The organism is Dolichospermum sp. UHCC 0260, assembly GCF_009711985.1.
In the GTDB taxonomy this organism is placed as follows: domain Bacteria; phylum Cyanobacteriota; class Cyanobacteriia; order Cyanobacteriales; family Nostocaceae; genus Dolichospermum; species Dolichospermum lemmermannii.
The window spans coordinates 159,292-171,857 of record NZ_VIKZ01000002.1; the positions used below are offsets into that span (position 1 = coordinate 159,292).

Genomic DNA, 12,566 nt, shown 5'->3' on the forward strand with positions numbered 1-12,566 from the left:
TCTTCCAAATGCTTCGCCCCTACTGACAACGGACAACTAACAACGGACAACGGACAACGGACAAATTATGATTGATAGTGAACAAGTTCGTAAAGTTGCTAATCTCGCTCGTTTAGAATTAACAGCAGATGAAGAAGCACAATTTACTACTCAACTGGGTAGTATTCTGGATTATATAGAACAACTAAATCAACTGGATGTCACCAATGTCATACCGACAACCAGAGCTATTGATGTTAGCAATATTACCAGAGAAGATATTCTTCAACCCTGTCCTGACAGAGAAGCAATCCTCAGCAGTGCGCCTCAACAGGAAGGTGATTTTTTCCGAGTTCCCAAAATTCTTAATGCTGATTAGCTAGGAACTGACTGAAGATATAGGAAAGAATCTTTTCCTTTCTCTTCAATTTCTACTGCAATATCAACACAAAAGAGTAGAGACGCTCCGAGGAACGTCTCTACATCCCCGTAGGGACAGGGGATTAGGGGATTAGGTTTTTGGGTATGAGTTTAATATAGCAGATGATTTTTTATTTGCCAAGTATTTGACAACTATTTTCCGTATACTAATGTCAAAAAAACCGAGTTGTATTTTTTCGAACCGGACAACTAGTAGTCTGTCAATCCAAAAATGACGGGTAAAGGCAAGCAGGGGGAGAAGAGGGGCAGGGGGAGTAGGGGAGGGAAAACGCTATTGTAATTCATCAAGATAAATCGAGTTTAGAAGAGTGGAAAAATCTCTAAAAATGGAGATCAAGAGGGTTGACATTTGCTTTTAAATTTGTTATCATGAAATTGATAAGGAAGAACTGTCTCGCCATAAATAATTTAACTACCATAAAAAATACCCATCCAGTCATTGCGCTAGGTGGGTATTAATCAAATAAGGGCAGGAATTCCCCGCCCTTTGTGAAACTACTTGCTTTCAGTAAAATCAGCATCAATGACATCATCACCAGAAGGAGCAGAACCACCGCTTGGAGGTTCAGCACCAGCAGCGCCAGCAGCATCACCAGCTTGTTGATAGATATTGCTACCAATAGCAAACAGAGCTTGTTGCAGTTCTGGCATTAACTTCTGGATTTGAGCATCATCTTCTTTCGCAACTGCTTCTTTTACTTCCTTGACCAAACCTTCAACCTTAGTCTTATCAGCAGCGGGGACTTTATCACCCAACTCTTCCAACTGCTTTTCAGCTTGATAAGCTAAAGAATCAGCTTGGTTTTTGCGTTCAATTTTCTCACGACGTTCCTTATCAGAAGAAGCGTTTTGTTCAGCTTCTCTGACCATGCGTTCTACATCATTCTTATCCAGAGTAGAAGCACCAGTGATACTAATAGATTGTTCCTTACCAGTTCCCTTATCCTTAGCCGCAACGTTGAGAATACCGTTAGCGTCAATATCAAAAGTCACTTCAATTTGGGGAACACCACGGGGAGCAGGAGGAATACCATCCAAACGGAAAGTTCCTAAACTCTTATTATCATTGGCAAATTCTCTCTCACCTTGGAGAACGTGAATTTCCACATTACCTTGTCCGTCTACCGCAGTAGAGAACACTTCTGATTTTTTGGTAGGAATTGTAGTGTTGCGAGGAATAATCTTAGTCATTACCCCACCCAAGGTTTCCACACCCAAGGATAATGGTGTTACGTCTAACAACAAGATACCTGTAACATCACCAGCTAAAACACCCGCTTGAATAGCAGCACCAACAGCTACCACTTCATCAGGGTTAACAGTTTGGTTAGGTTCTTTACCTAACACCCGTTTAACCACATCTTGAACAGCGGGAATCCGGGTAGAACCACCAACGAGAACAACTTCGTCAATATTGGTCTTATTTAACTTCGCACCTTTGAGCGCATCTTCCACAGGAATGCGGCAACGGTCAATTAAATCAGAACAAAGTTCTTCAAACTTAGCGCGAGTTAAAGTTGTATCTAAATGCTTGGGACCCTCTTGGGTAGCGGTAATAAATGGCAGGTTAATTTCTGCCTGGCTAACGCTAGAAAGTTCAATTTTAGCTTTTTCTGCCGCTTCAGTCAGACGTTGTAAAGCTTGTTTGTCTTTACGCAGGTCAATCCCTTCGTCTTTTTTGAACTTTTCCGCTAAGAAATCAACGATTTTTTTATCAAAGTCGTCACCACCCAGGTGAGTATCCCCAGATGTTGATAATACTTCAAATACACCATCACCTACTTCCAGAACAGATACGTCGAAAGTACCACCACCCAAGTCAAATACGAGGATAGTTTCATTGCTCTTTTTATCAAAACCATAAGCTAAGGAAGCAGCGGTAGGTTCGTTGATAATGCGGAGAACGTCAATACCAGCGATTTTTCCCGCGTCTTTTGTGGCTTGACGTTGGGAGTCGTTGAAGTAAGCAGGAACGGTAATTACAGCTTGGGTAACGGTTTCACCCAGGTATTTACTAGCATCTTCCACTAATTTGCGAAGAACCTTCGCAGAAATTTCTTCAGGTGCAAATTGTTTACCAGCACCGGGAGAATCTACTTTAACGTTACCGCCGCTACTGAGAACTTTATAAGAAACTTCTGTAGCTTCATTGGTAATCTCTTCAAAACGACGACCGATAAAGCGTTTTACAGAATAAAAAGTATTTTCGGGGTTCATTACCGCTTGGCGTTTAGCGATTTGACCAACTAAATTGTCGCCATTTTTGGCAAACGCAACTACTGAGGGTGTTGTCCGAAAACCTTCTGCATTAGCGATAACGGTGGGTTTACCACCTTCCATTACTGCCACGCAGGAGTTTGTCGTACCTAAATCAATTCCAACTACCTTTGCCATTTTGGGTGTTTGCTCCGTATAAAATTACTAAATGAACTCAGAGAGAATATAAAATTGCATTAACTAAATGTCAATAACAAACCGATTCAAATTTCCCAACTCTGTACGCATAATGTTTTGCTCCGAAGAGCCTCCCATTTCTGGGGTAATGTTAGCTGAATGCCTCCGGCACGCTTGCGCGAACGTCAATGTTTTAAGAGCTTGTTAGGCTTGCAACACTGTTTCAGTGACCTTGAAACTGTTTAATCACAAGCGACAGAGCAGGGAACTAGCTACGCATTCGCCCGGTGTCGTGACTCAAAAAACGTAGTCAGTGAAGACTTAGACTGGTCAGTACAGCTTGCTTGATTACTTTTGCAAGCTCAGTCCCTTTAGGGCTGGGTTACTGACATAAACTCAGTGGTATTCCATGAAGGGTGGTTTACCGAACCGTTAGGGGAACGGTGAATTTTATAAATTATGTCTAGTGGGTTCATGGATTTATGTGCTTTCACATTGACTAATGTATGGTAATTAATACTTTCAGGAATTGGGGTGAACCGTAACTTTATAGTCGTATTTGCCGTCAAACCCTGTCGGGAATTAAAAATTAAGAATTAAAAATTAAAAATGATACCCCTTACTCCGTAATAAGGGGCTTGGTAATTGTCAATTATTTACGAAGCAGGACGTTCCCCTTGTTGAAACTTCAGCCATGCCTGTTGCAAGTCCGTTGGGGCAGGATTGGTGACATCATAAATGACAATTACATTAGTCAAAGGTCTACCGGCAGGAACTATAATATTAGTCTTGTTGGCTAAGGCTCTAGATGCTCCACCATCTAAATTCATAGCTTCATAACAACCAATCGCTTTCATTGCCTCCGCTTCTTGTTGTAAAGTGAGGTTAATTTCAAAGTTTGCTAAAATCAGCTTTGTGCCGTCCTGGGTAAAACCAATTGCTGTTCGGGCGCTATTACCTAAAACAGCAGGATCTTTAAAACCTTCAATCCTGGGGTTTAACCGGATTTCCCCTTGTCGCAATAATCTTGGTCCACAAGTTAGGGAAAACCAATGTTTATTCCATTCTGGTTTGCCGTCTATTCTGGCTGTCACCATTTCTGGTTTATTACCGACTCCTAATCCCAAAGTAGTCCCAAAGTTTTCCCAACGACTGTATTTCACAAATTTTCCCCCGGCTATCATGTTACCCATAACCGTTTTTTGGGGATTTTTGGCAAAAAATGTGCCGTTAGCAACTACAGCAGCCTTATAACGCGCCACTAATTTACTAAATTCTTCATCACCACTGGTTTTTTGAATGGTATTCGCAAAAGCGGCGTTTTTGGCTAAACCCATGGTGATAAAGGTTTTTGGATCTGTGAGGTCAACTATGGTTTGATAAAAAGGAATACCATTAATTTGACTTTTGTTTACCTGTACAGTTTGGGCATAACTAGGTAATGTTAAGGTTAATCCTTGTGCTAATGTTGCCCCACCAAGAAATAAAAAGGATCTGCGGCTGATTTTGCTAATTGTCATAATTGAGTAGTCTGACAAAATTAAATTCATTTGTTGAGAGAGGGAACAGGGAGCAGGGAACAGGGAACAGGGAACAGGTAATTGGTAATTGGTAAGTGGTAAGTGGTGAAAACTATTCTTCTTTGTTCCTCCTAACTCCTGCCTCCTGACTCCTGACTCCTGACTCCTATATCTTATGAACAATCGGTATATTATTTTTCACAAGCCCTATGGGGTTTTGAGCCAATTTACCCAAGAAAGTCCCAAACATATCACTCTGAAAGAGTATATAGATGTTCCCGATGTCTATGCTGTGGGGCGTTTAGATTGGGATAGTGAGGGGTTGCTGTTGTTAACAAATGATGGACAGTTACAGCATCGTCTAGCACATCCGCGTTTTGGTCATCAACGTACCTATTGGGCGCAGGTGGAACGCATTCCTGATCTTGATGCAATCTATAAGCTACAAAGTGGGGTAGAAATTCAAGATTACCGGACTCGTCCTGCTCAAGTTAGGTTATTGTTAGAAGAACCATCCGTAGTCCAACGCATTCCACCGATTAGATTTCGCAAAAGTATTCCCACTGCTTGGCTAGAAATGACCCTAACTGAAGGTAAAAACCGCCAAGTCCGTCGCATGACGGCTGCTGTCGGTTTTCCGACTTTGCGGTTAATCAGAATAAGTATTGGTAATATTCAATTAGATGATTTATCACCAGGACAATGGCGAGAACTCACTTCCTTAGAAGTCACAAGATTAAATCATTCACCGGAAAGATAGATTAAGGGACTGTAATACCAGTATACAAAAGAGTGTTAACAATACCACTTAATTCTCAAGTTACATAATTTTAGTCATTTAATTCTGTCCCGTTGGAATGTTCGTGGCTAGAGAGACTGAAAGCACCTTAGCAGGAAAATCAAGGAACTCCCACTATGCTGATTTGCCCCCAGTGTAAATTTGAAAACCCTGATAGTAATAAGTTTTGTCAAAGCTGTGGTACATCCTTAGCTCATAAAATCTGCTCTGAATGCAGTGCCGATATAGCTTTAGATGCACAGTATTGTTATAAATGTGGTGCAGAATCTAGCACAGTTTGGTACGCGCTCATTACTCACGCAGTAGATCAGGTAGTTTCTGTTATGGCAAAAACTGCGGAATTAACCCAAAATTTAGAAAATATAGCGGACGAGAGTGGTGATTCTAGTCCGTTTTCCAAATTTGTTTTAGATTCTTATTTAGATTCTCAGCAGCGTTATCGCTTATTAGAATCTCCACAAGTGATTGGGGATTATAGAGAAGTCAAGGTTCTAGATTGCCAACCTTACGAAATATCACTGATTGGGGCCATGCTTGAGCATGAAACTAAGATCGATACAATGACAATTCCGGATCTAGCGCCAGCTTATCTAGAATTGCAGATGAAGATGCACCCAGGAATACCCAAAATTCATGATGCTTGGCAGCAAGATGATCTGCAAATAGTCTTGTTGGCAGATAGATCCAATTATCCTATGTTGCTTGATGTTTGGCAAAAAGACACAACCAGCCCGGTGGAAATTTTACATTGGTTTGATCAGATGACTCAACTTTGGGAGTTACTCGAAGCTGTGAATTGTCGCCAAAGTTTGTTGGAGTTATCAAATTTGCGGTTAGATGAAGACCAAGCTTTGGTATTACAAAAGTTATATCCTGATAATGAGAAGCTCTTAACTATTAAAAGTTTGGGCCAGATGTGGCAAACTTTGTTTAGAGAATCCCAATGCACTCAATTTGGCTGTGTGGTAGAGATATTAGAGGATATAGAATCTGGGAATATTCAAACTCTGACACAATTGCGAACTGCTTGTAGCAGAGCTAGTTCCCTCCAGAACGCTCCGCGAACGCTATCGGAGTTAGAAAAAACAGCAGAAATATTTACTCAGGAAAAACTCAATGCTTCTTCAACTATTTTGCAACTAGGTGATGAAACGGAAACCAAGACTGATGATGCCCCAACTGTGGTGCTATCCATGCAGCTAAGTAGCTTGGAATATGCAGCATCTACTGATGTTGGTCGTCAACGCAATCACAATGAAGACTATTTTTGTGTTGATAGTCAGGTTCACAAGGTAGAATTACCAAGAAATAGCACGATTACAGCACAGGGTTTATATATTCTTTGTGATGGTATGGGTGGTCATGCTGGAGGTGAAGTAGCCAGTGAATTAGCGGTGAAGACTATCCGTAAATACTTCCAAGAAACCTGGGTAAATACAGAATTACCTCGGAGGGAATGTATCCGTCATGCGGTTTATTTAGCTAATCAAGCTATTTATGAGCTTAATCAAAAAGAAGCCCGTTCCGGTATTGGTCGCATGGGTACTACTTTGGTCATGCTGTTACTTCAGGATAATCAGGCCGCAATTGCTCATGTGGGAGATAGTCGTGTTTATTGCCTGACCCGCAAGCAAGGACTAGAACAAATAACTGTAGATCATGAAGTTGGTCAACGAGAAATTGCTAGGGGGATAGAACCGAGTGTCGCTTATGGACGTGCAGATGCTTACCAACTTACCCAAGCTCTGGGTCCACGCAATGAAGATTCTCTCCATCCTGATGTGACGTTCTTTGAGATCAATGAAGATATGCTTCTGGTATTGGTATCAGATGGTTTATCAGATAATGACTGTCTAGAAACTCATTGGCAAACTCATCTTCAACCCTTATTAAGTTCTGCTAGTAACTTAGAAACGGGTATTCAAAATTTAATTGAATTGGGCAATGAACATAACGGTCATGATAATATTACAGCTATACTGGTACGGGTGAAAGTCCGCCCATCTCAGCAAAGTTGCTTATAAAATTAGTTTTTTGATCTTAAATTTTAGGTTGTATTGTGATTACTCTGACCCTATTAGAAAAAAGCACACAAACACCGCTTAAACAGTGGTGCTTTGAGGGTTCTACCGTCGTTCGCATCGGTCGGGCGGTAGATAATCACGTTATTTTGGCTGAAAATTTAGTTTCTCGGTATCATTTAGAACTGAAATTAGTTACTAATGCCGGAGGAGATGATTGGGAATTAATTAGTCACGGGACTAATGGCACTTTCCTCAATGGCTCTTTGGTGACTAAATGTATCGTTCCTGATAATTCTTTACTGCTATTAGCTCAAGGTGGTCCTCTACTCAAGGTACAGATTCAGGAATTATCTTCTCTACTTATCCAACCTTCACCGTCAGGAGATGGGGAAATTAGTCAGAAGATAACCCCAGAATACTCCAGCACTGGTTGTACTCATGAGGGGAATCATCCCCAGAATGTCTTTTGTGTTCACTGTGGTCAACCAATTTTGGTACAAAAGACTATTCGTCATTATCAGGTATTACGCACTATTGGCAAGGGTGGCATGGGTACTACCTATTTAGCTTGGGATAGTGTTGGTGAAATTACTGGTGTACCACAATTACTGGTAATCAAACAGATGAATGCTGATATGGTGAAAATTCCCAAGGCTCAAGAGTTATTCATGCGAGAAGCTAGTATTCTCAAGCATCTTAATCATGCAGGAGTTCCCAAATATTATGACTTTTTTGTGGAAGATGGTAAAAAATACTTGGCTATGGAGTTAATTCATGGACAAGATTTAGACAAACGAATTCGCTTAACTGGGCCTGTAACTCCGAAACAGGCGATCGCTTGGATGGTACAAACTTGTGATATTCTAGATTATCTTCATCACCAACAAACACCACTAATTCACAGGGATATTAAGCCGGCTAATTTAATGGTGCGTGGTGGTAATAATAGTATTGTGGTGTTGGATTTTGGTGCTGTTAAGGAAATTGGCACAAAACCAGGGACCAGAATCGGTGCTGAAGGCTTTTGCGCTCCTGAACAGGAACGGGGACAACCTCTTACCCAATCTGATTTATATGCTATTGGTCCGACGTTAATTTTTTTATTAACCGGGGAAAATCCTTTAAAATTTTATCGGCAAAGGGGACGGAATTTTCGGTTTGAGGTTAAAGGTATTCCCACAATCACTGATCAATTAAGACAGGTAATTGAGTGTGTGACAGAACCTTTACCACGCGATCGCTATCATACTGCAAAAGATTTGGCTCAAGCATTAAGATCAGTCAGCAGTTAGCAAAATCTGGTGAGCGGTTAACTTCAATTCAGGAAAAATCTGGGAAATTATTGGCTCATTGTCTCTAAATTGGTTAATTTCATACTCATCACCAATTAGAGAACAAACTGATATGGTAGGTTGTTTTGGTTCACCAACGAATTTACCAGCACCAAAAGGTTGATAATCAACAATCCAGTATTCTTTAATTCCCATTTCTTCATAATCACCAAATAGAACGAAAGGCACGGAAGCCACTTGGCAATAGATGCGTGGAGGAAGTGCCAACGGCGTTCGCGGAGCGTGCCGGAGGCTCTATTTATTCGCGGTGACATGATAGAATTAATTAGCAAGTAGGAATAACCATCAGCGCAAAGAAGTGTTTTATTAAGGAGAAACCCCTGATTTATCTCGTCTCGGCATAGCTGTAGCCTGGGTAAACAAGCAATGGTAAATCATGGAGCGTTTAACATTAAAAATTGATGGACTCACAAAAGCAGCAAAAAAAATCAAAAGTAAGCGCAATTGCAATACCTGTCGTACTGGTAGTTGCCTTGAGCGTCTAGGAGGATAATTGACTATCCTTTTTAAGCAGGTCTTAAAGAATCTGCGTGTCTTTAGACCGCAGAGTGTCAATATATTTTCTATAGTCATCAACTCGCCAATTGCTACTCACCACTTCGATGATTAATGGTACAGAATCACCTTGAGTTACCGTTGCTGTTTTTTCCCACAGGGCTTCATTGACTAGGTTTGTGGGATTTATCAACAAAACATCTAGACAATAGGCTGATTGCCTTGTTTGCGGTTTAACTAATGCCTGTTTGGGAATAAAATAGGGAAGATTTAAGCGGCGGCACTCTATAGCTAATTCTATAGTTAAAAATCCAGTTCTGCTTTCGTGTTTTCCTAATGGCGGATTCATCTCAATAATTTCCCCGTCTCTGCATTTAATCTCATAAAATTGTAGTTTTCCGTAGTCAAACGTAGCTATATCCGTCACTACAATGAACCTTAGTAATATCTTTCATTGTTGAAAATTCAACTCTAAAACCATTGATAACAATCTCACATCCGTTTTTTGTGGGAGTTTTAACACGACTTACATACCTTCCAGAAGTTATGTTTTTACGATCTTTGTGCAAAGTAGCCTTAACAAAATCTCCTGTAGAAACATGAGTGAATATTTTTTTAGGCTCAGTGCAAGGAAAACCAAATTTATTGATCCTACAGAATCTTCTGCAACTATGCCCCGTGCTTTTTACTGTTAAAATTTTTGTTGTCAGTATTTTGAGAGTTTCAACTTTTCCTACACAAGCAGCATCAATCCAATGAGTTTTAGGCAATCCTAAACGAGTTCTATTAAACTTAGTTAAACCTCCTGAACCTGTTGTTATAGGTAATCCAGTTTCTTTTAACTTATTAAATAAAGCCCATCTCGTTGAATTTACAGCAGACGCATCTTTTAGTGTCCGCTTGGCTTGGGATAAAATTTGCTTCAACAACTCAGGCTTTTTTGCTAAAAACTTCTCAATATCTTGAGTACCTTTTTTGATATTGCATTTTTCACAAGCTAGACACAAATTAGAAATTCTATTAGTTCCTCCTTTGGCTTTTGGTTTAATATGCTCAACTTGTAAAGGGACATTTTCAGCAGTACAGTATGCACATTTTCTATTCCATTTATTCAAAAGATATTCACGGACTTCATACCCTTGTAACTCTCCTTTGTTGATACTCAAAGCCTGATATCTCCGGGTTTTCTAGCTGCTGTAGGTCAAACCTAGCAAGCTCTTGAACTATGTCAGTTATTGGGGCAAAATTACATAATCTTTTGACCCAAGTGTTAATAGTTAAAACTCTATGGCTTAAAGAAGGTGCTAACCAACCTTGAGGTTTAGTGCGGTTAAGAAATCTAGCTTGACGATAACGAGTATGTCTAGAACGTCTTCCTCGCCTTACTCCTTTTCGAGTTTCTAGGCTTTCTTTAATAGCTAAACCTCTGTGTTGTAATTCCATACCCCAGATGACTTTATTATTTTGAACTAACGCAAAACCTGTAGTTTTACTCCCTGGATCTATTTTTAATTCAATCGGTTGAGTTGGAACTTCAGATTTAGGTTCTTTCAAAATTATGGTAAATGGAAATCTTCTAAATACAGCAGCTTTTTGTTGATTTAATAAAAAACGTGCATCTCCTGGATGGATTGGAGTAAGTGGTTTTTTGTTGGTATCAAGAACTAGAACAAAATTAGACATTTAAATTTCACCTTTTCAGGGTAATGTTTGCTTCAACCTTGTTATCTGAGCTTGTTATGCTAAATACACTATCCTTGCGGATTGTTTAATAAGTAGCAACATGGCAGGGGACTAGCGAATCCCAAGGTGTTATGACCTAGATAACGTTTACCCATTCGACTACGCTCAGGGTGGTTTGGTTCACATAAACTACAGATTACTCCGTTTATTTATGCTCTCATGCAGTTCATAAAATCCGCCTTCTGGTTTCCATTTAATAAACTCTTCAAAGGTTACTAACTGGGTTTTAGGTAAGGTTTGAACCATAATTTACCTACCTTGATAAAAATGCTATGTTAAGATACTGAATCCCAGATCAATATTGTGCTAAATCTATAATAGAATCTCGGCGGAATTACACCTACCATAAAAACAAGGATTAAGCACCATCCTTGTTATAGGTAGAGGTAGGCGTATTTACATCAAGCTATGTTAGATATAGCCGATCTAATTTAGATGTTTAATCGTCGTCCCACTTTTCTACTGCTAATAAATCACCAATTGGATCTTGAGTGCTAAATCCAAAGTCTAGCAATTCTTGTTTCCAATGTTGCCATTCATCGCCATAGAGTAAGGCAATTTTCCAAATCCTATCATTGGGTTTGATAATATTGGATTCTACGAGTGATTGCACGTTGCGCTGCAATTTCACCATTGGGTGAATTACTTGCTGAATCATAAACTCGGTGTATTTCAGATTTTTGTGTGTAAATTCTTGATCAAAACAGCTTTCCGGTTGCAATTATTACCTGCGCGTAGAGCAATTATGGTTTGGCAAAGCTAGTTCCAACTTTTCCACTATACCATAACTAACAAGAGTAAGTTGCTTGGGAATTCGGTTTTGTCCGGTAATCACTACTACTAACCGCTATTTAGGCTGAAAAGTGGTGGCAATATCCAGTCTACAAGGTTTTTAGGCTTGCCATCGCCATGATAACGCAAGTAGAGAAAATTGACACGAATTTCTCAATTTTAATTGTGGGATGAATGTAAATAGGTAATTGTTTTCCCCGAATTGAAGGAGTTGCGCTGCTAGTCTAGCCTAATTAGGGAACGAATCTACCTTTAGACCTGCAACCCGTTTTTATTCACTGAAGGGGAAGAATGGATAGATAAGTTGGAATGGATTCCATTTTAAGATAAAAGCGATTCCTAGGTCACGCTAGTTCCCTCCGGGACGCAATGCGTTCGCTATCGCATCTCCTCAACCTCCCAAACAGCGAACTGACAAGTCAGCACTTACGCTATCGCATTCCTTCAACTTACCAGAATCCTTTTTTTTACGAACCACTCCAGACACGGAGAATACAGAGTATTTGCAAATTGTTAAAAAAGTGGTATGATTGATTAGTAAGATGAATAAGTCATACATAATGATGAAAGTCACAATTACTTTAGAAGAAGACATTCTCAGATTTATTGATCAACAAGCAAAAGGTAATCGTAGTGCCTATATCAATGCACTATTAGCAGAACAAAGACGCAAAATTTTAGAAGCAGAAATAATTGCTGCACTCCAAGAAGATGCAAAAGATTTAGAATATCAAAATGAGATTTCTGCTTGGGATAATGTAGCTGGAGATGGTATTAATGCCAGAGGGTAATTTAACTTATAAACGGGGTGAAATTCGCTGGGTAAATCTTGATCCAACGGTGGGAGCAGAAGCACAAAAAATCCGTGCTTGTTTGATAGTTCAAAATGATATTATGAATCAATATGGATTATTAACAATTGTGATGCCATTTCGACCAGGAAGTAAGCAAGCTCCCTATATTGTCAATATCAAAGCAACAGCAACTAATGGATTAGATAAAGATCGTTTCATTGATGTTGCTCAAA

Annotated in this window: 11 protein-coding genes and 1 pseudogene; 6 read left to right on the forward strand and 6 right to left on the reverse strand. The window is 39.8% G+C overall.

The genetic code is table 11. The annotated features are described in order from the left end of the window. Positions 1 to 67: 67 nt before the first annotated feature. The gene (gatC, locus tag FJR08_RS01645) at positions 68 to 358 is read left to right on the forward strand and encodes an Asp-tRNA(Asn)/Glu-tRNA(Gln) amidotransferase subunit GatC (protein WP_015083410.1); all 291 of its coding nucleotides are present in this window, start codon (positions 68 to 70) and stop codon (positions 356 to 358) included. A 557-nt stretch (positions 359 to 915) separates the two neighbouring features. On the opposite strand, the gene dnaK is transcribed toward gatC, so the two are convergent. Continuing rightward, on the reverse strand, positions 916 to 2,814 hold the full coding sequence (dnaK, locus tag FJR08_RS01650) for a molecular chaperone DnaK (protein WP_168631942.1): 1,899 nt from the start codon (positions 2,812 to 2,814) through the stop codon (positions 916 to 918). A 656-nt stretch (positions 2,815 to 3,470) separates the two neighbouring features. Further along, positions 3,471 to 4,334, reverse strand: a complete 864-nt coding sequence (locus tag FJR08_RS01655; RefSeq protein WP_148764514.1) for a phosphodiester glycosidase family protein — start codon at positions 4,332 to 4,334, stop codon at positions 3,471 to 3,473. Between the two features lie 175 nt (positions 4,335 to 4,509). Between FJR08_RS01655 and FJR08_RS01660 the strand changes: the two genes are divergently transcribed. From FJR08_RS01660 to FJR08_RS01670, 3 genes are all read left to right on the forward strand, one after another. Continuing rightward, positions 4,510 to 5,094, forward strand: a complete 585-nt coding sequence (locus FJR08_RS01660; RefSeq protein ID WP_168631943.1) for an rRNA large subunit pseudouridine synthase E — start codon at positions 4,510 to 4,512, stop codon at positions 5,092 to 5,094. Positions 5,095 to 5,249: 155 nt separating this feature from the next. Further along, positions 5,250 to 7,157, forward strand: a complete 1,908-nt coding sequence (locus FJR08_RS01665) for a serine/threonine phosphatase (protein WP_168631944.1) — start codon at positions 5,250 to 5,252, stop codon at positions 7,155 to 7,157. Between the two features lie 35 nt (positions 7,158 to 7,192). Next, positions 7,193 to 8,449 carry a protein kinase gene (locus FJR08_RS01670; protein WP_015083415.1) on the forward strand — a complete coding sequence of 419 codons (1,257 nt, stop codon included), beginning with the start codon at positions 7,193 to 7,195 and terminating at the stop codon, positions 8,447 to 8,449. Here the strand turns inward: FJR08_RS01670 and FJR08_RS01675 are convergent. The 4 genes and pseudogenes from FJR08_RS01675 to FJR08_RS01690 all read right to left on the reverse strand — a co-directional run bounded on the left by FJR08_RS01675 (position 8,435) and on the right by FJR08_RS01690 (position 11,405). Continuing rightward, positions 8,435 to 8,716: a Uma2 family endonuclease gene (locus tag FJR08_RS01675; protein WP_371415531.1), complete on the reverse strand. Its 282-nt coding sequence runs from the start codon at positions 8,714 to 8,716 to the stop codon at positions 8,435 to 8,437. The two genes, FJR08_RS01670 and FJR08_RS01675, sit on opposite strands and share 15 nt — an antisense overlap. A gap of 310 nt (positions 8,717 to 9,026) precedes the next feature. Beyond that, entirely contained in the window at positions 9,027 to 9,431 is a 405-nt protein-coding gene (locus FJR08_RS01680; RefSeq protein WP_323294673.1) for a Uma2 family endonuclease, read from the reverse strand. After that, positions 9,409 to 10,687: pseudogene (gene iscB, locus FJR08_RS01685) on the reverse strand (RNA-guided endonuclease IscB). Before iscB ends, FJR08_RS01680 begins: the two are co-directional and overlap by 23 nt. A 499-nt stretch (positions 10,688 to 11,186) precedes the next feature. Next, on the reverse strand, positions 11,187 to 11,405 hold the full coding sequence (locus tag FJR08_RS01690; RefSeq protein WP_015083416.1) for a DUF4327 family protein: 219 nt from the start codon (positions 11,403 to 11,405) through the stop codon (positions 11,187 to 11,189). A gap of 694 nt (positions 11,406 to 12,099) precedes the next feature. Between FJR08_RS01690 and FJR08_RS01695 the strand changes: the two genes are divergently transcribed. Further along, positions 12,100 to 12,330, forward strand: a complete 231-nt coding sequence (locus FJR08_RS01695; protein ID WP_015083417.1) for a hypothetical protein — start codon at positions 12,100 to 12,102, stop codon at positions 12,328 to 12,330. Next, the coding region (locus tag FJR08_RS01700) for a type II toxin-antitoxin system PemK/MazF family toxin (protein WP_168631945.1) at positions 12,317 to 12,566 on the forward strand (250 nt) is incomplete at its 3' end. The genes FJR08_RS01695 and FJR08_RS01700, both read left to right, overlap by 14 nt.